The 25,774-nt window shown below is 65.8% G+C and carries 29 protein-coding genes; 16 read left to right on the top strand and 13 right to left on the bottom strand.

All coding sequences use genetic code 11. The annotated features are described in order from the left end of the window. Nucleotides 1-80: 80 nt before the first annotated feature. Nucleotides 81-602 carry a hypothetical protein gene (locus tag SG26_RS04835; RefSeq protein WP_014041151.1) on the bottom strand — a complete coding sequence of 174 codons (522 nt, stop codon included), beginning with the start codon at nt 600-602 and terminating at the stop codon, nt 81-83. Between the two features lie 377 nt (nt 603-979). Here SG26_RS04835 and SG26_RS04830 point away from each other — a divergent pair, with 377 nt between their 5' ends. From SG26_RS04830 to SG26_RS04800, 7 genes are read left to right on the top strand one after another with little or no spacing between them, the layout of a single operon-like run. Then, nucleotides 980-3,217 (top strand): type II/IV secretion system ATPase subunit, encoded by a 2,238-nt coding sequence (locus tag SG26_RS04830; RefSeq protein WP_050036991.1) that lies wholly within the window; start codon nt 980-982, stop codon nt 3,215-3,217. Further along, on the top strand, nt 3,207-5,099 hold the full coding sequence (locus tag SG26_RS04825) for a type II secretion system F family protein (RefSeq protein WP_050036990.1): 1,893 nt from the start codon (nt 3,207-3,209) through the stop codon (nt 5,097-5,099). The genes SG26_RS04830 and SG26_RS04825 overlap by 11 nt, the downstream gene beginning before the upstream one ends. Then, nucleotides 5,096-5,821, top strand: a complete 726-nt coding sequence (locus tag SG26_RS04820) for a hypothetical protein (protein ID WP_050036989.1) — start codon at nt 5,096-5,098, stop codon at nt 5,819-5,821. Before SG26_RS04825 ends, SG26_RS04820 begins: the two co-directional genes overlap by 4 nt. After that, a complete protein-coding gene (locus SG26_RS04815; protein ID WP_014041146.1) occupies nt 5,814-6,260 on the top strand; it encodes a hypothetical protein in 447 nt (148 codons plus the stop codon). The genes SG26_RS04820 and SG26_RS04815 overlap by 8 nt, the downstream gene beginning before the upstream one ends. Further along, on the top strand, nt 6,257-6,961 hold the full coding sequence (locus tag SG26_RS04810; protein WP_050036988.1) for a hypothetical protein: 705 nt from the start codon (nt 6,257-6,259) through the stop codon (nt 6,959-6,961). Before SG26_RS04815 ends, SG26_RS04810 begins: the two co-directional genes overlap by 4 nt. Next, nucleotides 6,954-7,358 carry a hypothetical protein gene (locus SG26_RS04805; RefSeq protein ID WP_050036987.1) on the top strand — a complete coding sequence of 135 codons (405 nt, stop codon included), beginning with the start codon at nt 6,954-6,956 and terminating at the stop codon, nt 7,356-7,358. The genes SG26_RS04810 and SG26_RS04805 overlap by 8 nt, the downstream gene beginning before the upstream one ends. Next, nucleotides 7,355-7,888: a hypothetical protein gene (locus SG26_RS04800; protein ID WP_050036986.1), complete on the top strand. Its 534-nt coding sequence runs from the start codon at nt 7,355-7,357 to the stop codon at nt 7,886-7,888. Before SG26_RS04805 ends, SG26_RS04800 begins: the two co-directional genes overlap by 4 nt. A 59-nt stretch (nt 7,889-7,947) precedes the next feature. On the opposite strand, the gene SG26_RS04795 is transcribed toward SG26_RS04800, so the two are convergent. Further along, a complete protein-coding gene (locus tag SG26_RS04795) occupies nt 7,948-8,460 on the bottom strand; it encodes a hypothetical protein (RefSeq protein ID WP_050036985.1) in 513 nt (170 codons plus the stop codon). A gap of 142 nt (nt 8,461-8,602) precedes the next feature. On the opposite strand from SG26_RS04795, the gene SG26_RS04790 reads away from it, so the two are divergent. The 3 genes from SG26_RS04790 to SG26_RS04780 all read left to right on the top strand — a co-directional run bounded on the left by SG26_RS04790 (nt 8,603) and on the right by SG26_RS04780 (nt 11,637). Continuing rightward, entirely contained in the window at nt 8,603-10,207 is a 1,605-nt protein-coding gene (locus SG26_RS04790; RefSeq protein WP_050036984.1) for an FAD-binding domain-containing protein, read from the top strand. A 68-nt stretch (nt 10,208-10,275) separates the two neighbouring features. Next, nucleotides 10,276-11,091, top strand: coding sequence for a winged helix-turn-helix domain-containing protein (locus tag SG26_RS04785; RefSeq protein ID WP_050036983.1), 816 nt, complete (start codon nt 10,276-10,278; stop codon nt 11,089-11,091). Between the two features lie 312 nt (nt 11,092-11,403). Continuing rightward, entirely contained in the window at nt 11,404-11,637 is a 234-nt protein-coding gene (locus tag SG26_RS04780; RefSeq protein WP_008308192.1) for an HTH domain-containing protein, read from the top strand. A 207-nt stretch (nt 11,638-11,844) separates the two neighbouring features. Here the strand turns inward: SG26_RS04780 and SG26_RS04775 are convergent, their stop codons facing one another. Genes SG26_RS04775 through SG26_RS04765 form a run of 3 tightly spaced genes read right to left on the bottom strand, consistent with a single transcriptional unit; the run spans nt 11,845 to nt 14,705 of the window. Continuing rightward, nucleotides 11,845-12,402, bottom strand: coding sequence for a hypothetical protein (locus SG26_RS04775; RefSeq protein WP_014041139.1), 558 nt, complete (start codon nt 12,400-12,402; stop codon nt 11,845-11,847). Beyond that, a complete protein-coding gene (locus tag SG26_RS04770; protein WP_050036982.1) occupies nt 12,399-13,166 on the bottom strand; it encodes a P-loop NTPase in 768 nt (255 codons plus the stop codon). The genes SG26_RS04775 and SG26_RS04770 overlap by 4 nt, the downstream gene beginning before the upstream one ends. Before the next feature lie 60 nt (nt 13,167-13,226). Next, nucleotides 13,227-14,705 carry a cobyric acid synthase gene (locus tag SG26_RS04765; RefSeq protein ID WP_050036981.1) on the bottom strand — a complete coding sequence of 493 codons (1,479 nt, stop codon included), beginning with the start codon at nt 14,703-14,705 and terminating at the stop codon, nt 13,227-13,229. A gap of 168 nt (nt 14,706-14,873) precedes the next feature. On the opposite strand from SG26_RS04765, the gene SG26_RS04760 reads away from it, so the two are divergent. Then, nucleotides 14,874-15,515, top strand: coding sequence for a SatD family protein (locus SG26_RS04760; RefSeq protein ID WP_050036980.1), 642 nt, complete (start codon nt 14,874-14,876; stop codon nt 15,513-15,515). Between the two features lie 158 nt (nt 15,516-15,673). Further along, nucleotides 15,674-15,952 (top strand): hypothetical protein, encoded by a 279-nt coding sequence (locus SG26_RS21905; protein ID WP_014041135.1) that lies wholly within the window; start codon nt 15,674-15,676, stop codon nt 15,950-15,952. Here the strand turns inward: SG26_RS21905 and SG26_RS04750 are convergent. The 7 genes from SG26_RS04750 to SG26_RS04720 all read right to left on the bottom strand — a co-directional run bounded on the left by SG26_RS04750 (nt 15,949) and on the right by SG26_RS04720 (nt 21,389). Next, nucleotides 15,949-16,599, bottom strand: a complete 651-nt coding sequence (locus SG26_RS04750) for a cob(I)yrinic acid a,c-diamide adenosyltransferase (protein WP_050036979.1) — start codon at nt 16,597-16,599, stop codon at nt 15,949-15,951. The two genes, SG26_RS21905 and SG26_RS04750, sit on opposite strands and share 4 nt — an antisense overlap. Before the next feature lie 69 nt (nt 16,600-16,668). Beyond that, nucleotides 16,669-17,385, bottom strand: coding sequence for an adenosylcobinamide amidohydrolase (locus SG26_RS04745; protein WP_014041134.1), 717 nt, complete (start codon nt 17,383-17,385; stop codon nt 16,669-16,671). Further along, the gene (gene cobD, locus SG26_RS04740) at nt 17,378-18,436 is read right to left on the bottom strand and encodes a threonine-phosphate decarboxylase CobD (RefSeq protein WP_050036978.1); all 1,059 of its coding nucleotides are present in this window, start codon (nt 18,434-18,436) and stop codon (nt 17,378-17,380) included. The genes SG26_RS04745 and cobD overlap by 8 nt, the downstream gene beginning before the upstream one ends. 64 nt (nt 18,437-18,500) lie before the next feature. After that, nucleotides 18,501-19,040, bottom strand: coding sequence for an NTP transferase domain-containing protein (locus SG26_RS04735; protein ID WP_175055163.1), 540 nt, complete (start codon nt 19,038-19,040; stop codon nt 18,501-18,503). Next, entirely contained in the window at nt 19,040-19,843 is an 804-nt protein-coding gene (gene cobS, locus SG26_RS04730; protein WP_050036976.1) for an adenosylcobinamide-GDP ribazoletransferase, read from the bottom strand. The genes SG26_RS04735 and cobS overlap by 1 nt, the downstream gene beginning before the upstream one ends. Continuing rightward, entirely contained in the window at nt 19,834-20,757 is a 924-nt protein-coding gene (locus tag SG26_RS04725; protein ID WP_050036975.1) for a CobD/CbiB family cobalamin biosynthesis protein, read from the bottom strand. Before SG26_RS04725 ends, cobS begins: the two co-directional genes overlap by 10 nt. Then, complete coding sequence (locus tag SG26_RS04720) at nt 20,751-21,389, bottom strand: HAD family hydrolase (RefSeq protein ID WP_050036974.1); 639 nt, start codon at nt 21,387-21,389, stop codon at nt 20,751-20,753. The genes SG26_RS04725 and SG26_RS04720 overlap by 7 nt, the downstream gene beginning before the upstream one ends. A gap of 183 nt (nt 21,390-21,572) precedes the next feature. On the opposite strand from SG26_RS04720, the gene SG26_RS04715 reads away from it, so the two are divergent. After that, nucleotides 21,573-21,953, top strand: a complete 381-nt coding sequence (locus SG26_RS04715) for a translation initiation factor IF-5A (protein WP_004515075.1) — start codon at nt 21,573-21,575, stop codon at nt 21,951-21,953. Between the two features lie 2 nt (nt 21,954-21,955). After that, nucleotides 21,956-22,759, top strand: coding sequence for an agmatinase (speB, locus tag SG26_RS04710; RefSeq protein ID WP_050036973.1), 804 nt, complete (start codon nt 21,956-21,958; stop codon nt 22,757-22,759). Nucleotides 22,760-22,795: 36 nt separating this feature from the next. Here the strand turns inward: speB and SG26_RS04705 are convergent, their stop codons facing one another. Next, on the bottom strand, nt 22,796-23,821 hold the full coding sequence (locus SG26_RS04705; protein ID WP_050036972.1) for an amidohydrolase family protein: 1,026 nt from the start codon (nt 23,819-23,821) through the stop codon (nt 22,796-22,798). Between the two features lie 104 nt (nt 23,822-23,925). On the opposite strand from SG26_RS04705, the gene SG26_RS04700 reads away from it, so the two are divergent. Together SG26_RS04700 and SG26_RS04695 are read left to right on the top strand one after the other, a co-directional pair. Further along, nucleotides 23,926-24,897 carry an alpha/beta fold hydrolase gene (locus SG26_RS04700; RefSeq protein WP_050036971.1) on the top strand — a complete coding sequence of 324 codons (972 nt, stop codon included), beginning with the start codon at nt 23,926-23,928 and terminating at the stop codon, nt 24,895-24,897. Between the two features lie 133 nt (nt 24,898-25,030). Next, nucleotides 25,031-25,774, top strand: a complete 744-nt coding sequence (locus SG26_RS04695) for a hypothetical protein (protein WP_050036970.1) — start codon at nt 25,031-25,033, stop codon at nt 25,772-25,774.

The raw sequence follows: 25,774 nt of genomic DNA, 5'->3' as shown, positions 1-25,774 counted from the left end.
GTGCCATCGGAGTCGACGTATATAGTCGCCAGCATTGCGATTACAGGCGCACTGACAGCCCCGCTCCGGTTCGCAGCCGCTCAGTCAGAACTGGACGCTGTCTCACCACCCAGCAATCGCTGTAGCTGTTCGATTAACGAGCGGCTTGCGGGCTGCCCACGATACACCCGCACGGAATCGAAGCCCGCGTACCCGTGGTTCCCGGATTCGTCCCGCTCCCAGTACAGCCATGCTGTCTCCTCCCCACCATCGAAGCCCATCTCATCGACTGGGAATGTGAGAACGAGCGACGCCTGGCCGTCCGCAGCATCGTCGTCCGGTTCCCTGATCTCGCCATCCTCGACGGGACGCGCCCCCTCGCCGTCTTCCAGCGCGAGACGCGAGCCGAACCGATAGCGGACGGCCCGCTCCGTGGGGTCGAAGGTCTCGCTGTCCCCGTCGCTGTTGACGAACTCTGACTGCTCGACTGCGACGGTGATGGTGTCGTGTTCCGACAGGTCGATGAAGTTCTCCGCGTTCTCGGGCTGGACGTCGACCGTGATCTCGACCGGGAAGTGGGCCGCCGCGACGCCGCTCAGGCTCGGAACCGCGGCCGCGGTCACTGCTGTGCCAAGTGTTCCTTTGAGGAGCCGTCGTCGTGTGGTAGTTGCCGATTTTGTGCTATCGTTGCTCGTCGCTGACTCCTTTCCTTTCATCCACGTGAACTGATCCGCTGGCACAGTTATGATAATTCTGGTGCATATCTCGAAACACCGAGTTATGGGAGAGAGCGGACCCGAAAGCGGGATCATATCTCCTAATTAGTGGTTTTTTGATGTTATCAGACACCCCTATTGTGCTCGTATGCCTCTATGCTGACAGAGTGTTTTCATGGTCTGTACTCCAACTCACATTCTCCATATAGGGAGATTATATTTTAATTAAATTCCGCAAAACTAAGTCTACAACTTTAAGTACAATAGCTAGTTTAAAACTGCGTATGACCGCACAGGCTGGCACGGAGACCGCACCGGTGGTTCCCGCACCGACGCCACCGGACGCCGCCGACGCCTGGTACGCGCCGGACGTTCGTGAGCAAGACGAGGTGTATCCGGGCGTCGTCGTGACCGTCCGACGGGAACGCAGCGGGTTCCGGTACGATGTCCGTGATCCGGTACTTTCAGCGGCAGAGGCTGACGCACTGTCGACTGTCGAATCACACTTCGCAGGTGCGAACATCGAGCGACCGCGGACGCGTGAGGGGGCCGTCGAGCGGATGAACGGGGGGTTCGACGCGAAACACCGCCGGGTAATCGACCGACTGATCGACGCGTCGCCAGCGAGCCGCCGTCGAATCGAGTACCATGCGCTCTCGTCGCTGGCGTGTTTCGACGACCTGACCCCATACGCGCTGGATTCCCGCATCGACGTTGCTGACGTGACCGACGACGGCGTCGTCGTCCACACTGACGATTACGCTCCGGCGGAGACTGACCTTGGCCCGGACCCGGCGTATCTTAACCGGTTCGCGAGCGAGCGTGTCGAGCGCCACACCGTCCGTTTTCAGGGCTTCGAGATTCCGGTCGTCGTCTACCGCGAGCATCTCCTCGGTGCCGACCCGTTCACGACGAAGTACGCGGTTCGAGAGCCGGACCTGCTCCCCGGCGACGAGCAACTCATCGAGGTGTGCAAGGAGCGCGTCTGGGAAACCGGCGTCGACGGCGTCGTTCAGGACCGTGTCGAGTTCGTGCGGGAGCGTGCCCGCTCGCTCCTGGCCCGGCAGCTAACCGTCCGCAACACGACCGAGTGGGTCGACGCCGCCCGCTACCGGCTGCGGTCGGCGCTGGCCGAACTCGACCTGGCCGTGCCGCCGGTCGACCATCGGTTCGCCGACGACCGCCTCGACGACCTGCTGTACTACGTGCTTCGAGACCTCGTCGGCTACGGAAAGCTCACCGTTCCCATCCGGGACCACACGCTGGAAGACATCGAGGCGAACCGCGTCGACGAGCGCGTGAAGGTCCTCCCACGCGCCGATCTCGGCCACGACGGCCGGGTGCCGACCAACCTCGCCTTCGACTCCGAGGCGGCCTTCGTCAACGTCGTCACGCAACTGGCCGCCGACGACGGCGTCGAACTCAACGCCTCGAACCCGAGCGCGAAGGTCAACATCGACCCGGACGGGGACAGCCTCCACGACGCCGACGACACCATCCGCTGTGCAGTTGCCTTGCCGACTATTAGCGAAGGCGGTCCACACATCTCCATCCGGAAACAGTCGGGCGACGCGATGACGCCGGTCGATCTGGTCCAGCGGGACTCACTGCCGACGGAACTCGTCGCGCTGCTGTGGCTCCTGTACGAGTCTCACGGGGTCGTCCTCTTTTCGGGACCCACGGGAGCCGGCAAAACGACCCTTATGAACGCGCATATGCCGTTTATCCCGTATCGGGACCGTCCCATCAGTATCGACGAAGGGTCGCGTGAGGTTCGGATTCCCCACGAGACCGGCGTCTCGCTCACCACGAGAGACCACGAGCGGGACCACCGCCGCGTGACGATGGCCGACCTGATGACGCAGTGCAATTACCTGAACCCCGATGTCGAGGTCATCGCGGAGATCAACACGGCCGCGTCGTTCGAAACCTTCGCTGAGACGTTGAATACGGGTCACGGTGTCCTCGGGACGACCCACGCCGACGATATCGAGTCGCTGGTCAATCGCGTCATCGAGAAGGGCTTGCCGACCTATCTGCTCAACGAGATCGACCTCGTCGTGTTCCCCCGCCACGTCGGCGGAGAGCGCTACGTCGGCGAAGTGGTCGAGTTCGTCGACGACCCATCGATGGTCGAGAGCGGGACCGACCGGAGCGGCACGATACACAAGGACGGGACGACCATCCACTGGAACAGCGTCTGCTGGCGGCGACCGGACGGAAGCTTCGAACTCGCCTACGACCACCCGCAGTTCGGCGACGAGCAGCGGCAGGTCGACACCGGCATTCTCGACCGGCTTTCGGACCTCCGGGACGAACCGGTGTCGGCCGTCGAGGACGCGTTCCACCGCCGCCATCGCTACGTGCAGTATCTCGTTCAGGAGGAGGTGACCGACTTCGACGACCTGTTCGGCGTGCTGGCCGACTTAGAGACGAACGAGGCAGCGACCGTCGAGCGACTGCGGCGACAGGCCGGGACGCCCGACGACCCGCAACTGGAGGTCAGTACGGGTGACGACTGAGGGCGGCGGGACACTTGGCTTGCTCGACCGGGGCCTGTACGCTCTGTTTGCCCACCACGCCGAGGACGACCGGCACGCGAGCACCCGCGACCGCTACCGGGCCGCCTATCCGAGCACCGGCTTCGGCGTCTACGTCGCCAGAGTGTACGGGCTGTCGTGGCTGGCACTCGTTGTGGGCGTCGTCGGAACCGCGACGACAGCGATGCTCGTGCCGCCGGGGACCTTCGACTCGTTCGTCGCGGTGCTCCAGCAGGGCCTCCCGGTCATCAATCGGCTGGCGCTGCCGGAAGTCCCTCGACTTCTCGTGGCCACCGGCATCGGAACCGTCGCTGGACTCACGCTCAAGCGGGGCGTGTTCGTCGCCGGGAACCGGTATCTCTCGTGGGTGGCCAGCGCGCGGCGCGCGGACATCGCGGCCACGCTCCCTGGCGCAGTCCGATACCTCAGAGTGCTCGCCTCCGGAACCCACGACCGCCGCGAGATGCTCCGCGCCGTTGCCGAACAGGACGCATACGGCGAGACGGCGGTCGCCTTCCGGCGCGCACTCAATCAGGGCATTCTCACCGGCAGTCTCGACACCGGTATCGAACGAGTCGCTAGCGAAACCCCTTCACGGGACCTGCTTGCACCGTTTCTGCTGAAGTTCCGTGAACACGCGAACCAGAGCGCCGAGGCGCTTGAGGGGTACCTGGAGATGGAGGGCCGCTTGCTCTCCCACGAGCAGAGCCGGCAGCACGAGCGGGCGACCGGCTATCTCGAACTGCTTGCGGAGCTATTCGTCGTGTTGCTGGTGTTGCCGGCGCTCGTGGTGCTCATCGTCACCGTGATGGGTATTCTCGCGCCCGGCCTCTCTGAGCCCGTTGCGACGCCGCTGGGCGAGACGACTGTCCGTGCCATCGTCGTCTACGGGAGCGCGGCGTTCGTGATGGCTGCTGGGCTGCTGGCAGCCTTTGTCGTCGCTACGCTCCGACCACGGAACACGGCTGCCCCGAGTTACAGCCTCCCGGACGGTCCCGTGGCAATACTCACCTCGATCCCCTCGAACCCTGCGAGCGCGCTTCTCGCCTGCGCGCCGCTGGGTGCGGTCGTCGCGGCAGGCCTCTGGTCACTGGGCTACCGGCCGGTCAACGTCGCGCTCCTCTCGTATGCTACCGTTGGCGTCCCCGTCGGCGTGGTGACGGTCCGCCGGGCCAGAGCGGACGACGCGAAAGACAGGGAGATTCAGGACTTCGTTCACGCCGTCGCCGGCCACGTCGCGCTGGGCCGCCCGTTTCCAGAGGCGGTCCGACGCGTCGCCGACGACGTGGAACTCGGTGCGCTCGCCAGCGATGTCCAGTCGCTCGCGTTCACACTGTCGCTGGGCGATAGCCCCGGCGACGCCGCGGCTGACCGCCGGGCCGCGGCGCTGGACCAGTTCGTCGACCGCGTCGGCACGCCGATGGCCGAACAGACCATCGGGCTGGTCGTCGGCGCACTGGATACGGGGAGTGACGCGGAGGACGTGTTCGAAACGCTCCAGACCGAAATCGGCCAGCTCTATCACCTCCGGAAATCAATCCGATCGGCCCTGCTCGTCTACGTTGCGGTCGGCTGGACGACGGCGCTGCTCGTCATCGGGATCACCGTCGCTGTCAACGTTTACGTCCTCGATAGCTTCGCGCAACTATCTGCCGTCTCGGGCGGTGCCAACATCGCCTTCGACCCGACCGCAATCAAACCCGCACGGGAGCAACATCGGTTCTACGTCGTCACGCAGGCGACGATGCTGGCCTGTGGCTGGTTCGCCGGCACGGCGAGTCGCGGCGTCTACGAAGCGCTGTTACACTCTTCGGGGCTGGTACTCGTCGCCTACGTCGTCTTCGCGGGGGCTGGTCTGATTTGATTCCCGACACCGACGCTCAGTCACACGTCGTCGGCGTGGTGTTGCTGCTGGGACTGACCGTCGTCGCGCTCGGTGGACTGACGGCTGTCGTCGGGACCGTCGTCGACGGCCACACTGCGACTGCCGATGAGACCCGCGTCGCCAACACGTTCGAGACGACGTTCCGGCCGGTCGAGCAGACGGGCCACCAGACTGCTCGCGTCCGGTTTACTGCGGGGCGGCTGACCACTGCGGAGCGGGAACTCCGAGTCCTCAACGATTCGGGAGTTCAGCGGACGGTTCCCATCGACGCGATAGTGTACGACTCCGGCGACAGCCGCGTTCGGTTTCTCGGGGGCAGTGTCGTCCGCGGGACAGCGGGCAACGCCTGGCTCGAATCGGACCCGCCGGTGACGGCGACGCGGGACGACACGGCGGTCATCGTCGGTGCACCGCTCGTCAACGCCAGCGGCGGCACGGTGTCCGGAACGGGCGGCGTCTCCGCACATATCCGCCAGAACGTCAGCCACGAACGCGAACGGCTCCCGTCCGACAACTATAGCGTGGCTATCGAGACGGAGACGCCCCGTCCGTTTACCGAGTCCTTCCAGCGTGTCGGCGCAACCACGCGAGTCAGGGATATCGACGGCGACGGCGTTCAGAGCGTCGTGGCGACGTTCCCGGGCCGCCGGACGCTGTATCTGGTCCGCCACGATATGCGGACGGAGGTGGGGCATGGATAACCGTGCGCTCAGCACCGTCGTCGAGAAACTGCTGAGCATGGGACTGGTGCTGCTGTACATCGGACTAGTGACGACTACGCTGTACGGCGGCACTGTCCCAGCGTACCAATCCGCCGTCGGGGCGGAACTCGGCGACCGAACGCTCGCCGAAGCCACGGCCCGCGTCGAGCAGGCTATCCCGCCGGATGCTCGGGCCGTCTCGGCCACTGTTCGGGTTTCGCTGCCGGAGACCATCGACGGCGCAGGATACAGCATCCGGACTGACGGGGATGCTCTCGTCCTCGACCATCCCGACCCCGAAATCGGCGGCCGAACACAGCCATTGTTGCCCGACAGAGTCGATACCTTCGAAGGCGAGTGGCAGAGCGGCAGTCCGACCGTCGTCGCTGTCTCCGGAACACGGGGGAGCGTGACGGTGACACTGGAGGCGGAGCGATGACCCTGTCGAACCGTCGCTGTGCCCATTCTACTCGCGCACAGACGTCGCTACCAGCGCTGGGCATCGCGCTTGTATTGCTGACCGTCGTCACCGGACTGGGTGTCGCCATGGCCGACACCGCGATTGCCGGCGCAGACAGGGCCCCCGACGAGCGTCGGGTCGCCGCCGCTATCGCTGACCGACTCGTCGCGGCGGGCGGTCCACTGGCCGCCCGGAGCAACGTTCTCAACAAATCTCGGGTGGACGACTTCGACCAGTCGGCGCTGGAGGGGAGCGCACCGCCGGCCGGTGAGTACGCGGTCAGCGTCGCGGTGGCTGACGAGGAGATCGCACGCAGCGGTACGGTTCACGGCGGCACGCGAATCAGCCGTCTCGTCGTAGTCAAGTCTCAGGAGCAACGCACCCTCACGCCTGATCTGGCAACGACCGACGCGGTGACGCTCCCTCGCCGGAGCGCGCAGGCCACAGTAACTATCGACCCGCCGGCCGCCACGACCGTCTGGACGGTCCGCGCTAACGACCGGGTCGTCCTGCATAACCGAAGCGGGCTGGACGGCAGCTACGAGGTCCCACTGGTCCCTTACGAGACGACGGAACTGCGCTTCCAGCGGGCCGGGCAACTCGAACCTGGGAACGTGACCGTCAGCTACGATGCCCCGCGGTCGACGAAGGAAACCCTGGTGGTGACCGTCGATGCGTAGAGCCCAGCTGCCGCTGTCGCTCGTGGAAGTTGCCTTCGGGACAGTACTGATTCTCGGCGTCGCACTCGGGTTTGCCCTGGGGACGCCAGCGCCGGACCGACAGGGGCCACAGCTCGACGCCTACGCCTCCGATACGGCGACGCTGCTGGCTAACGACCCGCCGCGACACAGCGGAGCGACGCGACTGCAGGAGATCGTGTCGAGTCCGACGGCGTTCGACCGCGAACGGGACGCGCTTTCGAACCGGGTCGCCCGTATCCTGCCCGACAACGTCCTCTTCCGGGTCGAAACACCGCACGGAGCGGTCGGAACACCGACGCCACAGGGCGTCAGCACTGGGACCGCAACTGTGCCGACGGGACACGGGAGTGTCCAAATCATCGTGTGGTACACATGACCCGGCGCGGACAGCTAGTCCTCGTTGCGGCCACGGTTATCGCTGTAGCGCTGGTCCCAATCGTGCTCGCCTCACTCCAACTGGGCTATCACGACGACGTTCGGGCGACGGCAGACTACGACGACGACCCGTCTGCTGACGCGCTTCGGGTGCTTGAGCGAGCCGTCGCGACGGAGAGCACGTCCATCCCGAGCCAGTACGCCTGGGCCGCGAACAATTCGGCAGTGGCGGCCGTTCGGACGGGGTTGCAGCCTCGGCTCGACCGACTCCAGACCTCCCGAATCGAAGACGGTGTTCACTACAATATAACCTACAACGGCACTGCAACGCGGCAGTGGAAAGACGCGAACTGTCCGTCCGGGCCGGACCGCCAGTTCGGGGACTGCGTCGCCGACCGCGGCGTCGTCGCTCAGGACCGGGTCGGCCGCACGCACGTCCTCGCCGTCGGCTTCGACGTGACGACGACGACCGAACGCGGCGAAACCACCGTCACCGTGGTTCTGGAGACCAGCGGTCGGTCCTCGTGGTGAGAGTCCGGAACAAAAGCTGCACCCCTCGCCGCAAATCAGGAGACGGTCCGTAGCGTTCGTTACTCCGTCGCACCCGGCGTCTCGGTTCGAACCTGCGACCGGATCTGTTCGAACGTCGCTTGTGAGAGGATCCCGGTGACACTTTCGATTGAAAGGGTACCAATGAGGCCGGCTGGTGGGCCAGTGACCAACAGCGCACTCGCTTCGGGAACAGAATCGTCGACAGTGAGACCGAAGTCTGCTGTCGCACGCTCCTCGAAAGAACTGATTGCGTCTTCGCCAAGGTTCTCCTGTGCGGTACGGTATTCCGCCTGTGCCTCGCTTTGTGTGAGATTCCCTGCCTGGAGTTCAGATTGGATCTCCTGCTGTCGTTCCCGCAACTGTGTCTGGTCCGGTTCAACCACGACCGTCACGGTCGCGGAGTCCGCGTCCGCGCTCTGGCTCTGTGGCCCTGTACCCGTGTTCGTTCCGTCGCTGTCGCCTCCCTGAAGGGCGTTACAGCCAGCGAGCGACACTGTCGCGCTCGCTCCGGCGAGTTCCATGAATCGTCGGCGTGTGGACTCGAATTCCATTATCGACTAGCGCGGGTCTCGCGGTGTAACCCTTCTGGTAGCCGACCGCGGCTCACTCCACTGGGCTGCCCTCTCGAACACTGTGGCTTCGAGAGACGAAAGACAGTGGTGCCTGTGGTCCAATGACGAATCAATAGCGCGTATGCCGGGACTGGAGTCAGACGAGACGCTGGACGCGCCACGACAGGACGCGATTCCGACGCTTGAGAGCGATGTATCCGGCACAGTCGTCTGGCATCGCGAACACCTTCGGATTCGTGATCAGGCCGCGGTAGCGAGGGCTGCGTCGTCCGAGTATATGCTCCCGCTGTTCGTGTTCGACCCGGCGTTCTACGGCGCGGACGGCCTCGCCTGTGACAGCCGTATCCGCTTCCTGCACGACTGTCTGGCCGACCTCGCAGACCAGTACCACACTGTGACCGGCCGCGGGCTCACCTACGCCCACGGGGACCCGGTGGACGTGCTGGGGCGGTTCCGCGAGGCCGGCTGGGACATCGTGACGATGGCCGTTCCCACCGGACGCTACGGCCGGGAGCGGGACCGCCGCGTTCGGGAACAGTGTGGCGTCACATTCGTCGACGGCGACGGGCTGGTTCGGGACCGAGCGGAGACCCGCAACGGGTGGCAGGACGACGTGTCGGCGTGGTTCTCCGCCGACCAGTACGACTGGGACCCGAGCACGGTCACCTCTCGGAGCTTCGATAGCGGCATCGACATCAGCACGATTGAGGAACACTACGACCTCACGCCGTCGAAATCTGCGGTGCCGCGCGGCGGAACCGGGCCAGCACGCAAACGGCTGTCTGCGTTCGCCGAGCGGATCGACGACTACCCGGGGAACATCTCCGCGCCGACGGACGCGCGGGACGGGACCAGCGGGCTCTCGCCGTACCTCGCCTTCGGCTGTCTCTCCGTGCGGCAGGTCATCCAGTACATCGAGGCCCACGCGCCCGACGGCCGCGGGAAAGAGATGTTCGTCTCGCGGCTGTTCTGGAACAAACACTACGAACAGAAACTCGAAGACTGGCCCGGCTGGCTCGATACGGCGGTGAACCCGGTGTTCGAGGGGTTCAACACGGCACAGTATGACCCCGATCTGGTGGCCGCTTGGAAGCACGGACGGACCGGGTTCCCGATGGTCGACGCGTCGATGCGGTGTCTCAAGGAGACGGGCTGGCTCAACTTCCGGATGCGGGCGATGTGTGCCTCGGTCTACTACCACTTGCTCCAGCAGCCCTGGCGGATCGGCGCGGACTGGTTCTACCACCATCTCATCGACGCCTCGGCGGCGATCAACTACACACAGTGGCAATCACAATGTGGACTGATCGGCAAACCGACGCTCCGGCTGTACAATCCTCGAAAGCAGGTCCGTGACCAGGACCCGGACGGCGAGTTCATTCGTCGGTGGGTGCCCGAACTCGATTCGCTCCCCGACGAGTACCTCGACCGGCCCGAGGGGACGCCGGTCCACGTACAGGCGTCCTGTGGCGTCAGCATTGGCGAAGACTACCCGCACCCGGTCGTCGACTACGACGCGGCTAGACAGGCGTTCCGCAGGCGTTACGAGGAGGTCCGCGCTGACGCGGCCGACGCCCTGCAGGACTCGGCTATTGCGCGCCGTGCCTCCTTCTCCGGCGGCCGCGAAGCCGCTGCACGCATCGCCGCGGAACACGGGACGGATGCGTCGAACGGCGCGGAAGACGGCGGGACCCAAAGCACCCTCGGCTCGTTCGGCGACGAGTAGCTCCACAATTCGTTCAGTGTTGCCAAACGCCAAAGAGGCTAAGACGGTTGCCCACGCAGACGTATCCAATGGCGGAGGGTCCGGACGACACCGTTTTCGAGGACTGCCAGTTCCTTACTGGGTCACCACAGCGGTTCGCAGTACTGGCCCAGCTCCGGGAGCGTCCGGCACGGCCCACCGATCTGTGCGATGCGGTGGACGCGACTCGGACCACGATCCAGCGGATACTCGCGGGCTTCTCCGAGCGGCAGTGGGTCGTCAAACGGGACGGCGAGTACCGGCTCACGGTGACTGGACAGCGGGTGTTGGACCAGTACACGGCACTCATGAGCGAGATCGAACGGGCTCGGGCGGTCGGTCCGCTGGCAGCCCACCTCGGTTCCATCGCGGCGGATCTCCCGGCGGAGCTGTTAGACCCCGATTGTCTCACGACGAGTTCCGAACAGAACCCGCTGGCCGCGATTGATCGGTTCACGGACTGGCTGCACGAGGTCGACGGCGACGTTCGGGCCATCTCGCCTATCGTTACATCGGTGTTCAACGACGTCGCGGTGGACCTGCTCGAAACGGGGACGCGTATCGAGTTCATCATCGATCACAGCGTCCTCGAACGGTCAGCGTCGGACTTCGCAGACGCGCTGGAACGAGGCGTCGAACACGAGAACATCGACACGTACGTCCACGATACTCCGCTTGATATCGGCCTCGCACTGGACCGCTCGCGGGTCTGTCTGGCGGCCTACGACGACCGGAACAACGTCCGGGCGATAGCCGAATCCGACGCCACAGCGGTGTATAGCTGGGCTGAGACGGTGTTCGACCGATACAGAGCGCGGTCACAGCCGCTTGAATCGGTCCTGTCGGTGCAAGAAAACAAGCAATGATCCAGTCGCTCACGGATGGAATCCGGTGTGGAAGGGCCGAAGGGAGCACTGGTCGGCGCGCCAGCACTCACTGGAGGGCGGGATGGCGTATCCCCGGAGCATGGTATAGCCGGTGGGGGCCTATACTTATTCGCTGTAACTGTTTCGGGACACAACACATGTTACAGGGGCTGTAACAGCTTAGAACGTTCATGCTATTCTGATCCGACGTCCGGGTTCGTTTTGCGACAACAACGGGCTGTGTTTCTATACTTTCACCCAGAATGAAATAATAGCCGACAGTATAAGTATGTGGCAATCGTTGACAGAAGTATGTCTCCGCCTGGACGGGAGATTCAGTACACTGAATCGGACGTTATCGAGGTGTTCAGACACCGAAATGATTACGCGGAGCCACTCACGGCGTCGGAGGTGGCGGACAGACTCGGCTGTTCGCGACGGACTGCGCTGAACAAACTCCACGACCTCGAATCGGAGACGGATATCACGAGCAAGAAAGTCGGGGGCCGGTCGCGGGTGTGGTGGATCCCCGTGCGAGCGGATTGATGCGGATTGTTGTCGACTATTTCCCGATAGTACCGACTTCGGAGTCGACACAGATCGGTACATCGCTACAACTATGCGACGGTGCCGTCAGGCGGTTTACTCTTGGAGTGGGATTGGGGCCGTGTCACGACGGACACACTGAAGACCTGTAGCAAAGCAGACTGATCTCATGGCTGGCTGTATAGAACCCCACGCAAGCGGGACCATTCAGAACTCCCACTGCTGAGCACGTTCGCGGGCCTCCGAGCGCGCCTGCTGTTTGATGGCTTCGATTTTCTCGGCGTCGTCAAGGAACGCTTCGACGGCACTCTGTTCGGTGGTTCCGTCCTCGGCTGCTGCCGCGTCGCCGTCGCCCATCGCTGGCAGCCGCTCGTCGGGAGCCGCCCGTCGCGTACTGTCGGCCAGCGCCGGGTCGCCGCCCAGCCGTTCGGCGGGCATCCCGGGTGGGACTCGGAGGTCGGCTGCTTCGTGTGCCGATTCGAGGTCAGCGGCGTCAAGCGTGTACAACGAGACGTGGTACGGCCCGGGAATGGCGAGGTCCGCGAGCGCCGGCGGACCGCCGCGGTCCGTGCCGGTGTGGTAGGCCAGCACCGGCACGCCGTCGGTGAACGTGATGACGCCCCGGCCCTCGCCGTCAAGCAGGAGCGTCTCCTGGGACTCGAAGACGGCATAGCCGGTCAGTTCGCGGTCGAGCACGTCGGCCAGCGTGTCCCGCGGGTCCGTGACGACGCGGGACTTGTCGAGTCGGCCGCGGGGCAACTTCATAGTGACTCGGGGATGACGGCGCTCTGGAACCGGTCGGCGGCGTCGGCGGCCGCCCCATCCCGCACGGTAAGCGATTCGGCGGCCTCTCGGTAGGCCGTCGACGCCTCGCATTCGGGGGCGTGGGCAAGGAGCGGCCGGCCAGCACGGCGTGCCTCACGGGCCCGCTCGCTTTCGGGGACCGCGGCCAGCGTCGGCCCGTCGAAGTACCGTTCGGTCTTCTCTGAGACTTGTTCGATGGATTCGGACTCGCGGACCTTGTTGAACAGGAGGCCCGCAACGTCCGTGTCGTAGGTCGTCGCGTACTCCTGGACCTTCAGCCCGTCCGAGATGGCGGGGATCGTCGGCTGGAGGACGACGACGATGCGGTCGGCTAGCACGATGGGAAGGACGGCGGTCCGGCTGTCGAGCGCTGGCGGCGAATCGAGGAGGATGATGTCAGTATCTTCTGCAAGCGTCGCAACCACGTCTCGAAGGCGGTCCGGGTCGGCGTCTCTGAAACCGTCCAGGCTCGTTCCACAGGGAACGACGGTCAGCCCGAACCGGTCGTACGTGGCCGCCTCAACGGGCGCGTCGTCGGCCAGGACGTCGTGCAGCGTCGTCTCGGCGTCGGAGAGGCCGGCGTGAAAGAGGAGGTTCGCCATCCCCGTGTCGGCGTCGACCACCGTCACGTCGTAGCGGTCGGACAGCGCCATCCCGAGGGCGACGGTGCTCGTCGTCTTGCCAGTCCCGCCCTTCCCACTGGCGACCGCGAACACTTCGACCATTGGAGAATATTGCGAGCTAGATGTATATAAATTTCCGGAATTTGAAGAAGTATCAAACGGTCACCAATCGGCCAGTCCGAGCGGGCCGAGGTCGACATGGTCGGCGACGAGGCCGGCGGCTCGCTCGTACGGGTCGCCGCTTTCTCGCTCGTTTGCCGCTGGGGAGTTAACACCAGCACTCTCGAACGCATTTCGCACGAAGGCACCTCTGGCACTCTCGTTGACGAAGAGGTCGTGGAGGTATGTGCCGAGAACGCTGTCGGTCGCCGCCCCGTCGCCGTCGAACGGCCGGGCCGCCTCGTCGGTCAGCGTCGAGTCGCCCATGTGGATCTCGTAGCCCTCGACAGTCCCGCTCGCCCCGGAAAGCGGGCCGACGCCACGGAGGTCCCGCCGGACGTGTTCGACTGTCTTCGACTCGCTGAATTCCGTCGTCACCGGGAGCAAGCCCAGACCCTCGACGCGGTCCGCGTCGCCGGTCCCCTCGATTGCGGCGTTCGTGATTTCCTCCCCGAGCATCTGGTAGCCGCCACAGAGGCCGACGACGGGGCCGTCGAACGACTGGAGGCGGCCATCAAAGCCAGCGTCGGTGAGCGTCAGCAGGTCGTCGACCGTGTTCTTGCTCCCCGGCAGGACCACCGCGTCGGCGTCGTCGAGGGCGGCTTCGGGTGGGACGTACGCGACCCTGACGCCGGGTTCGCGGGCGAGTGGCTGGAGGTCAGTGAAGTTCGAGATGCGCGGGAGTCGCGGCACGGCGACAGTAACACTCCCGTCGTCGGGGACGCCATCGTCAGCGCCGACGACGGACCGCTCGCCGACCGGCGGCAGCGCAACGCTGTCCTCTTCGGGGAGTCCGGGGTCGTCGTAGGGAATCACGCCGACGACGGGCACGCCGGTCCGGTCCTCGAACTCGTCGATGCCGGGGTCAAGCAGCGAGCGGTCGCCGCGGAACTTCGTGATGACCGCGCCGGCCACCTGGTCCCGGATGTCGTCGGGAACCAGTTCCAACGTCCCGACGAGCGAGGCGAACACGCCGCCGCGCTCGATGTCGGCGACGAGGAGGATGTCGGCGTCGGCGAAACGCGCCGTCTCGACGTTCGCCAGGTCGCGGTCGTGCAGATTGATTTCGGCAATCGATCCCGCGCCCTCGGCGACAATCACGTCGTGGGACCGGGCGAGTCGGTCGTGGGCCGCGCGGGCGGTGTCCAGCGCGTCCTCCCAGTGCTCGTCGTAGTATCCACGGGCCTCGAAATGCCCGACCGCCTCGCCATCCAGAATGAGCTGGGATTTGCCGTCCCCTCGCGGTTTCAGGAGTACCGGATTGTGGTCGGTTGACGGCGCGACGCCGGCCGCGCGGGCCTGAACGTACTGCGAGACGCCGACTTCGCCGCCGGGTGTCGCCCGGGCGTTGTTGCTCATATTCTGGGCTTTGAACGGTGCGACCGAGACACCACGGTCGGCCAGATAGCGACAGAGCCCGGCCGCGACGGTCGACTTGCCGACGTGGCTCGCCGTTCCGGCGACCAGCAGCGTGTGGGCCATTAGGCTGTGTTGGGAGACGAACGCACTGGTGTCTTTCGCTCAGATCACTAAACCCATATCGATTTAACACTGCCCAATCAACTGAATCCGGATTAGCCGTTCACACGGTACTCAACGTGAAACGGTTTAACCGAAACAAGTAAACGATATCGGGTTGAGTCGATGACTATGGCGGAGCGATGGTGCGTCATCATCGGTGATGTCATCGAGTCACGGTCGGTCACAGATAGAGAGGCGTTGCGAGCGGCGCTCAATCAGGGTGTGTCACGAGCGACCGACGCACTCGCCGACCAGACGGTTGCGCCGTTCTCGGTGTTGAAGGGGGTTGACGAGGTCGGAGGAGTCATCAGAAACCCTGGACATGCTTACCGCGCTATCCGGGAAATCACCGAATCGATACACCCGACTGCGATTCGGTTTGCGGTTGTCCACGGAGAAGTTGACGTGGGGATGACAACGAGCGAGGTTTCAGAGATGGATGGCCCTGCGTTCCACAAAGCAGATACGTTGCTAGCTGACATCACGGAAAACGGTCGGGCCGTTGCGCTGCACGATCCTGTCGTGAAGTCTTGGCTACTTTCGCTGCTTGCCGACCAGATACACCTGCTGTTTGCGTGGAAACAGGAATGGACGCCACACCAGGCGTCGATCGTCCGTGAGTACCGCGAAAGAAAAAGTATGCAGGCGTTGGCTGACGACCGAGACATCTCGATTCAGGCCGTCTCACAGACGCTTTCGCGGGCAAAGGCGGAGATGGTACTGTCAACCGAAGCAAATCTTGAAGCGGCCATGACAGAGGTCTGGGAATGAGTTCTGTGAGTTGGCGGACACCAGCGTCGGCCGTAGTCACAGTCGGTGCTATTCTTGGTCTTGTCTGGGCGACCGGTGATTTGATTTCGTCTATCTCATTTCGCTCAGCGGTCGTAGTTGGTGCCGGGTACGCTCTGTTGCTGTCGACAAGTGGGACCATGGTATCCGCTGCTCTCCAATACGCCGGTGCCGATGTGAGTGAAAAAGAAGCGGATACGGGACGTGCGGTCGGGAAAGTAGAGAATATTCTGATACTCACGTTGACGCTACTCGGCGCATACACGGCACTGGGACTGGTGTTCACTGCAAAGTCAATTGTCCGCTGGCAAGACATCTCCAGTGGGAACACGACGTATTATCTCACGGGGAGTATCGCCAACGTGACGTACTCGCTAGTCTTCGGCGTCTGTCTTGACTATCTGCTTGGAACCCTCTAGAACTCCGTTCCCTTCCGCGCGCCCTGCCCGGCGTCGATGGGGTGTTTCTCCTTGTTGACTTCCGTTATGAGATCGGCATGGTCGGTCAGAAATTCTGGTCGCTCGTGCCCGCCCGTCAGGACCAGTTCGAGGTCGTCGGGCTTTGCTTCGATGAGCCCAATCACGTCCGCCGGATCGACGAGGTCGCGGTTCGCGGCGTAGAGAATCTCGTCGAAGACGAGCATATTGACGCCCTCCTCTGGCGGCCCGTCGGCGTCCCGCGGCGTCGAGAGGTCGGCGTCGGCGCTGGCCTGAACGAGTTCCTGTGCCCGGTCGAGTGCGCCTTTCGCACGGGCCTCGTGCTCGTCGTCCTCGCTGCCGTCGAGGAAGCCGTGCCAGCCGTAGTGGCCCGCGTTCTCGTATGAGAAGCCCGGCAGGGCGGCAATCGCGTTGTACTCGCCGCGCACGTCTTCGACGGTACTTGTCCCGCCCTTCATGAACTGCAGGAGGTGGACGCGGTAGCCGTGGCCGACGGCGCGGGTCGCCATCCCAAGCGCCGCGGTCGTCTTGCCCTTGCCATCGCCCCACCAGACCTGGACCAGTCCGAACTCCTCGGGCGCGCTTGGACTGATGGGCTCGGCGGTCGGTCCGGCCGTGTTATCGCTCATACCCGTCTGTTCGACCGGATTCTGTTTAGCCGTTTGGTCTCCGGGAATGTCGTGTGATAAACGGCTTTTTCACGGCTCGAACACCTCCGTCTCACGGTCGGTGACGACGCCGTACGCCGCGTCGTCGACGGTCGGCAGGCTGTCGCCGTCGTAGCGGGCGGCGAGACTCGACCGGATAGCGTCGCGGACACAGACGCGAGCGGCGGCCCCGATTTCTGTTGCGCTGCCGGCGAACGGTGCGGACTCAGCGCTCGGGACACAGCCGATGATGGCTGCGTCCGAGGTGGTTCCGGGCACGCCCGCTGCGTCGAGTAGCGTCGCGGCCTTCGCTTCGACAGCCGTGGCGAGTAGCGTTGCCAGCGCGCCGCTGTCCAGCGCTCGGTCGACGCCGACGACGAGATTGACCGTGCCGGGACGCCAGTCGGGGCTGTCTGCCGGATTCGATGCTGTTCCGTCGGAGTCGTCCGCTGTCCCCTCTCCCGACATCGGTAACGCCGCGGGGTTCGAGAGGCCCGCGGTCGCCAACACCGACACCGGGCCGCTCCGGACACAGCGGGCGTGCTCCATATGCACGCCGGTGAGCAGCGCCGGGCCGAGGGGGAAACCGGTCGCGGACAGTCGCTCCGCGCGGTAGGCGTCGAGGTCGGTCCGCTCGAACCCCTCGGGTACGGTGACGTTGTAGACGGCGTCTGCGGTCCGGTAGCCCCCGTCCCACGCCGTCGAGAGCCAGTTGGCACCCTCGCGGCGGACCTGACAGACACCATCTTCGACGGTCGTCTCAAACATCCAGCGCGTCCAGCAGCCGGTCGTTTTCTTCGGGGGCTCTGACGGCGACGCGGATGTGCGAGTCCAGCCCGCGGAAGGTTCGGGCGTCCCGGAGTGCGATACCAGCCTCGCGAGCCGAGGCAAGGATGTCGTCGACAGACTCGTCGGCGTCGCTGACCGACAACAACAGGAACGGCGCATCGGAGGGGAACACGTCGAACCGCGCCGCGAGTCGGTCCCGCATACGGGCTCGCTCGTCGGCGACACGGGCCTTCGTCTCCGCAACGAACTCGCGTTGCCCGTAGCAGTGCGTGCCGACCGCGGCCGCCGGCGCGCTCATCGACCAGGCGCGTCGCGCGGTGGCGAGGTGGTCACGGGCCTCGCCCGCTCCGACAGCGTAGCCCATCCGGACGCCGGGGAGGCCGAACAGTTTCGTCAGCGAGCGCGCGACGATGATGCCCTCACGGCCCGCCAGCGACTGCTCGTCGGTAAAGCCGAGAAAGGCTTCGTCGACCAGCAGTGTCGTCCCAGCAGAGAGACAGTCGTCGGCGAAGGCCCGGAGCGCCGACGGGTCGGCCGCTTCGCCGGTCGGATTGTTCGGGTTGCAGACGATGGCGAGCGCATGACCGTCCGGGTCGGCGGTCAGCAGGTCGTCGTGTGGGACGAACTCCGGCGTCCCGCCCTGGAGCCGGACCTCGCGGGCGTACTCACCGAAACTGGGATACGGGACGAGCACGCTGTCGTCAGTCCGAACTGTCGTCTGGATCGCCAGACGTATGGCTTCGAGGCCGCCGGCCGTGGGTATCACCTGTTCCGGTTCGCAGTCGACAAAGGACGCCGCGGCCGCCCGGAACTCGGGGTAGTCGTCCGCCGGATACGAGCGGGCGGCCTCGAACGCTTCCCGGTACGTCTTCGCGGCGTCCGGCGGGACGCGGGGGTTCGTGTTCGCGCTGAAATCCAGCAGGTCCGGGTCGTCGCTGCTGCCGTGTGGGACGCGCCCGTCCGGCCCGATGGCGTCCTCGGCCCCGTTGCCGCCACTCGCTCGCAAGCCCTCGACCGAATCAGGGTCCATTGACGGGGGCTACGGCGGGCGGTGTGGAGAAGGTTTCGCGGCGGTTGGCCTCCGCCCCACGTCGTTACAGCCATTGCTCAGCCACGCGCGCGTCAGCGAGCGTGTTGACGTTGACCGCGACGCGTCGGTCCCGCGCGAGCCAGGCGTCGTCGGGGCCATCGCCGACGACGTTGACGCCTGTCGGCGCGACCTCCCGACCTCCGTTGTCGAACGCCGTGTCGTCGCTCACGCCGAGGGCACGCTTCAGCGAAGCCGGGACCAGGACCGTCAGCGACCCCCCGTCGTGCTCGTCGAGAACACGGTCAACTATCTCGCCGTCAAGCAGCGGCAGGTCGGCGGCGACGGTCAGCACCGGCCGGGCGAGTCGGCCGTCGGCCAGCGCCGCGTCGAGGTCCGCGACGTATCCCTCGCCCGGCGTCTCGATACAGGGCACGTCCAGATGTGACTGCGTTTCCGGTGCGTTCGGCGACGTTACAGCGATAACTCTTTCAACGGAACTGTCTTCCAGTGCGCCGACGACCCGGTCGACCATCGGGACACCGCCGACCCGAAAGAGCGGTTTCTCGGCCTCGGTGTCCAGCCGCGTCCCGCGCCCGCCACACATCACCAGAGCGTCCATGCGAGCACCTCCCAGTCGACGAGCGGTACCGACCGGACGCCGCCGAAGAGCGACCACGCGGCGACGCCGACGTGGAGCGCGACAGCGCGCGTGAGTTCGTTGGCCGCGCCGAACGTGTCGCCGCTGACGCCGCCCAGTCGGCGGTTCGCCCAGCCAGAGAGGCCAAGAGCGAGCAGCGGGCCGGTGAGAACGACGACTGCGGTTGCTGGAACGGCGACGACAGCGGCCGGGAGTGCGATGGCGAGCGAGCCGACGAGGTGGCGTGGGCTGTTCCCGTTGATAACCGTCGACCCGAATCCCTCGTGGCTCGGGCGTCCGACGCAGGCCAGCGTCGCCATCGCGAGTTTCGCCCCCACCTCGGCGGCGAGGACCAGCGCGACAGCGACCAGCGGCGGGAGCCCGGCAGCGGCCAGCGCGGCCAGCGCCAGCGCGAGGAGGACGGTCCCCAGCGCGAGGACGGCCCCGACGCCGACAGTCGTGTCCCGCATCACCTCGCGGCGCTCCGCGGGGTCGCCGTGGACGACGGCGGCGTCCCCGAGGTCCGCGAGGCCGTCGGCGTGGTTGACGCCGGCGACGAGGACGACGGCTCCGAGGTAGGCCGCGGCGACGACCGGGGCCGGGAGCAGGCCGGCGGCGAGGAACGGGAGCGCGACGAGGCCGCCGACGACGTAGCCGGCCATCGGGAACGCCGCCGGCGTCCCGACGAAGGCGTCCCATGCCCGTTCGCTGTGGCCGACCGGGAGCCGTGAGAGGAAGCCGAGCGCCCCCCGGACCGCGGTCAGAACCACGCGAGCACCCCCAGACCGGCCAGCAGATACGCCAGCACCCCGGCGACGCCAACCCGCGTGACGCTACGCTGGGCTGTCGCCACATCGGGGAGGTGTCTCGTGGGGTTGAGGACGTACACGCCGGGCTTTTCGAGTCGAACGTCCAGCGCCGCGGCGGCCGTCCCCATCGGCCACCCGGAGTTCGGCGAGGGAACGCCGTCCAGCCAGTCCCGGGCCTGGGCCACCGACCGGGGCGACCCGCAGGCGACGGCGAGCAGGAGCGCACTCGCCCGCGCCGGGAGCCACATCACGGCGTCGTCGAGCCGCGCCGCAGGCGTCCCGACGCGTTTCGAGCGGTAGCCAAGCATCGAGTCCATCGTGTTGACGGCCTTGATCCACGCCGCTGTCCCGGCAGCGACGGGAAGCGGTAGAAGGCCGACGCCCGCAGCGGCGAGCCCGCCCAGGACGAACGCGGCCAGCGACGCGACGAGGCCGTCGGCGAGGTTCTCCGACGCGCTCTCGACGGCGGCGCTGCGAACCTCGCCCGCAGAGAGCGCGCTGGCGTCGCGGCCAGCGAGTGCGAGCAGCCCGTCCCGAGCAGCCGCGAGGTCGGCCTCGGTGTCGGCGATGACGCCCCGAGCGGTCGAGAGGAGACTGCGGAGGCTCGTGGTCAGGAACAGCGCGAGGCCGGCGAGCGCGACGGCGGCCAGCGGTTCGCGAGTGGCGGCGAGTGCGACGCTGCCACCGACGACGACAGCAACTCCGACGGGCAACAGCGCCGCGGCGAACCCTCCGACCGCAAGCGGGTGGTCCCACTCGCGGTCGACCGCCCCGACGAGCCGTCCGAACCACGCAACGGGATGCAATCGGGTCGGTGGCTCACCGATTGCGAGTTCCAGCCCGCCGGCGACGGCCACCGCCAGCGCGCTCAACACAGCGTTCCCTCCCGGAGCTTCTCGGCTATCGCCGGCAGCGAGTGGTCCTCCAGCAGAATCGACTGCGCGCCCACGCGGCCCGCGCCGCCGTCCGTTCGGGCGTCGTCGCCGACGTGGACGAGGTCGGCAAGCGCCACGTCGAGTGCGTCGGCGGTCGACTGGAAAATGGTCGGATGCGGCTTCCGCCAGCCGCAGTCGACGCTGGTGACGACGGCGTCGAACGCGTGGCCGCTCTGATTCTCGATGGCCGCTCGCTCCAGCGTTCGCTCGACCAATCCAGGGACACTGCAGTTCGAACAGATAGCGACCGGGCCACGCTGTGCTGCGGCGTCCAGCGCTTCGATGGCTCCCTCGCGGACCGTCTCCGGGCTGTCGAAGGCATCGAGGACGACCTCGGTCGCCGTCTCCTCGGCAACCTCGACTCCGCGGCTGGCAAGCGCCAGTCGAACGTGTTCGTCCAGCGGCGCTTCCCGGCCGCGGTCGTACTCGCGGTGGGCCGAGCGATAGGCGTCCTCCCAGTCGTCCGGCACCCGAACCGACCGGGCCGAAAGCGTCTCCGCAACGGCGTCCCACGGCTCTGACGGCCGGTCTGCCGCTACGAGCGTCCCGAACAGGTCGAACGAGAGTGCCACACCCGTGTGGTTAGTGCAAGCTCACTTGAACTGTGGGGGTAGACGTGGGAACTGCTGTGGGAGTCGGGCTGCTGTCGAGGAGTTCCGGCCGCTGGAGGACTCGTTACCTCGGACGAGCCCAGCGACAGACCTGGCCTGCGGCATTCCAAACCGTTTATACCCAAACAGGGGTAATCCGGCGGTATGGCAAGAGAGCAGACCGAAGTTCGAGAGCTCGACGAGGGAAGCTACGTCATGATCGAAGACACGCCGTGTAAGATTAACTCCTACAGCACGGCCAAGCCGGGCAAGCACGGCAGCGCCAAGGCCCGAATCGACGCCAAGGGCGTTTTCGACGGCAAGAAGCGCTCGCTGTCCCAGCCCGTCGACGCGAAGGTCTGGGTCCCGATTGTCAACCGAAAGCAGGGGCAGGTCGTTTCCACGGACGGCAACGACGCACAGGTGATGGACCTCGACACCTACGACACGTTCACGATGCGGGTCCCCGAGGACATCGACCTCCAGCCTGACGACGAAATCGAGTACCTCCAGTACGAGGAACAGCGCAAGATCACACGCTCGTAACGATGTTGCCCGGTGCGGGGGCCGACCGCGGGGCGGCCGACTACGCGCTCGTGGGCGCACCACTCGACGCGTCGACGTCGTTTCGCCCCGGGACACGGTTCGGCCCACGCCGCATCCGCCAGTTCGGCCAGCAGTTCGACGATTACGACCACCGCACCGACCAGCACTTCACTGACTGTTCCGTCTACGACCACGGCGATATCGGCCCCACGGCCGACGTTGCCGAGTACCTCACTTTCCTCCAGGGCACTCTCTCGGATTTCGAGAGCGAGGGGGCCGTCCCGCTCGTCGTCGGCGGCGAACACACCGTCTCTGTGGCCGGCGTGCGCGCCCTTGACCCCGACATATTCGTCTGTCTGGACGCGCATCTCGACCTGCGCGAGTCCTACGCCGGCGACGAGTACTCCCACGCGACGGTGACCCACCACGCGCTCTCGGTGGCTGACGAAGCGATTGTGCTGGGCGCACGCACTGGCTCGGAAGCCGAATGGGACCGCGCGAACGAACCCGATGTGACCGTCGTCCCGCCCGAGGACGTGGCCGACTGGTCGCCTGCGTTCGACGACGAGCGGGTGTACCTCTCAGTCGACATCGACGCCGCCGACCCCGGGTTCGCGCCGGGCACCGGGACGCCGGAACCGTTCGGCCTCGACCCGCGGGAGATGCACACCGTGGTCCGAGCCGTCGCACCGCAGACCGTCGGCTTCGACGTAGTGGAGGTCAACGACCGCGACGACGGTCAGACGGCGACGCTGGCCGCGAAACTCCTCCGGGCGTTCGTGTTCGCCCACGCGGACCAGCGCTAATCCGAGATGTATCGGGGAATATTCTCGCCGTCGGCTTCAGCAGACAACTCGGTGGATGTCCAGCGGCGACGCTCGCCGGACAACCGCGTCGACTGGGTCGGCGACAGCCGAGAGGTTGTCTGAGTCGCCGTCGAGGACCAGCAGTGCGGCCCGGCGGCCGGGTTCGATGACACCGCAGTCGAGGCCGACCGCTTCGGCCCCAGCGGTCGTGGCCATCCGAAGCACCGTCCGCGAGGGGAGGTCGAACGTCTTCGCGGTGTACTCCATCTCACGGAACATGGATGGTGCATTGAGCATCACATTATCAGTCCCGAGTGCCACGTCAGTGTACTCCAGAAGCGTCTCGATCGGCGGTCGGCCGACCTCAAGGACGCGGTTCGCACGGGGACAGACCGCGATCGGGACGTCCTGATCGGCCACCCGTTCGAGGTGTTCTGCTTCGGCATGGACCATGTGGACCAGCAACTCCGGCTCCAGATCCAGCGCCGGGTGTATGTCAGTGGCGTCCGGTTCGCCGGCGTGGATAGCGAACGGGGCCCCGCGCTCCTCGGTGGCGGTCCGCCGGGCGGTGAAATCGTCGTCGTTCGCGCCGCTGGCACCGAACCCGTCGGCCACGTCCAGCACCGCAGTGTCATCGCTCCCGAAGATGAAGTCCTCGATATCGAGTCCCTCGGCGGCCTCGCGTAGTGCCCGTGCCCCGTCGACGCCGAACTCCCGGAAGTCGAGAAACGCCGCGGTGCCGGTTCGCTGCATGAATCGAAGTGTACGGTGCATCGCGGCAATCAGCGTCTCGTCATCGGCCGCTGCGATCTGCTGGTGTTTCAGGCTGTCCGGTGGCACCACTGCCTCCTCCAAGCCAAGACCGACAGCGGCCTCCTTGGCGACTGAGTCGCCGACGTGCGTGTGGGCGTTCACGAACGCCGGCAAGACAATGCGGTCGTGGTCGCTCTCGCGCTCGGACGTCTCCTCGATGGCCGTTATGTAGCCGTCCTCGACGACAACGCTGCCGTGGACCGGCTCGAACGACCGCCCGGCAAGGACGGTTCCTTCGATAGCCTCCATGTGGGTGCGAGGAAGCGGAGCTATATGTGTCTCATGGAGGCGCAATCTTGCCATGTAGCACTGGCCGCGGTAGACTGATGCGGACGGCGCCGGACAGTTCGGGTATGAGTGGTAGTACCACAGTTTCCGAGGACCGCGCGCTGTCGCCAGACGACTGGTCCCATCCGGCCGAGCGCCGATACGCGGACGCACAGGCCCGTCTTGTGGACCACTACGACCACTCCGTCGAGTCCAGAGTGACCGAGACGGACGCCGCGGGTCGCGTTCACTATCTGGTCGGTGGGAATCAGGACGGCGACGCCGTACTTCTGCTCCACGGTGTCGGAACGCCAGCAGCGACGTGGCTCCCGCTGGTCCCGGCGCTCACCGACGAGTACCGCGTGTACGCTCCCGACCGGCCCGGCCTCGGCCTCTCAGCCGCGCCGAGCTACCGGGACCGGGACCTCCGTTCGTTTCTGGTCGCATACTTGCTGGAACTGCTCGACGACCTCGCTATCGACCGTCCCCACGTCGCCGGGAACTCCCACGGCGGCCTGCAGTCGCTTCTGCTCGCAATCGACCACGACCGTGTGGACCGACTGCAACTGATCGGCGCGCCGGGCGGCGTCTCGCGGGACCTCCCGCTCCTGTTTCGCCTGCTGACGGTTCGCGGCCTCAACCGCGTGCTGCTGTGGCTGCTCAGCCGTGGTGACCCAGTCGAGAACGCGAGGCAGTCGATGCAGCGGGTCAACGTCGTTGACGCCGCAGCGATACCGGACGTGTTCTACGAACTGCTCGCCGCCGGCCAGGATCTGCCCGGCCGGCCGGAAAGCCAGCGGTCGCTAGCGACCGCACAGGGCTCGTACGGCCGTGTCCACCCGTTGTTCGACATCAGGGACGAAATCGTTGGAATCGACTGCCCGACGCAGTTCGTCTGGGGGACGGAGGACGCCTTCTATCCGCCTGACGTCGGTCGCCCCGTCGCCGAGAAGATGCCCGACGCCGAGTTCCACGAACTCCCGGGACACGGTCATACGCCGTGGCTGGAACCGGGTGATGAAGTCGCTGGACTGGTCCGTGGATTCTTCGATAGGTGAGAGTTTTCAATATAATACATCGTAAACAACGACTCAGCGTCAGTGCTGTTCGGACCGCCGTGGCCGTCACCACTTGCTCGGCATCCGACACAGCAAGTAGTCTTTTAGTAAACAGGCCATCTCGGTTGGGAGCATGGACCAGCTATCGTCGTGTTACTTCTGTGGCGGCGCGCTCGACGTCTCGCTCTCCGAATATCCGATTATCCCGAAATCGCTGGACCCGGAAGCCGAAAAGCAGGGGACGGTCGTTCTCTGCTCGACTTGCCGAGAGAAGCTCGCAACCATCGTCGAACCGGCCGTCGAGGCGGCGAAGGCGGACGCCCGCGAGACAGCGGAAACGACTGGCGACGCCGGGACCACGGAGCCGCCGGGGCTACTGGACGATTCTGGAACGACGGCAGGCGACGCACAGGCGACCACCGACAGCGTGGTCGAGCCGGCCGATGACGGCTCGCTGCTGGGCGACGACGGCGCGAGCGCGGCGGGACAGGAACAGTCGGCGCAGTCAGCGGCGACGACGGAGGCGACTGCGGAGCCAGATGCGACGAACCCGGCGGCATCGGACACCACGGACGGACAAGCGGCGGAGCCGACCGAGTCGAATGACTCGGCGGCGAACACTGGGAGCGAGGACACCGAACGCGGTACGGACAGCGACGACAGCGCTGACGGCCCCTCGCTGACGAAACTGGAGTACAACAAGGTGATGCGCCTCCTCCAGAACCGTGAGATGCCCGTTGACCGCGCGGAAATCCGCGAGGTCGCGGTCAACGCCTACGACATCGACGGGGAGCAGTTCGACGCCATCATCGACGCCGCGGTGGACCGGGACCTCATCGGTCAGGAAAACGGCCAGCTGGTTGAATCGGATGGGTAG

This window comes from Haloarcula sp. CBA1115 (assembly GCF_000827835.1).
GTDB lineage: Archaea > Halobacteriota > Halobacteria > Halobacteriales > Haloarculaceae > Haloarcula > Haloarcula hispanica.
This window is presented reverse-complemented; position numbering and strand designations above follow the sequence as displayed.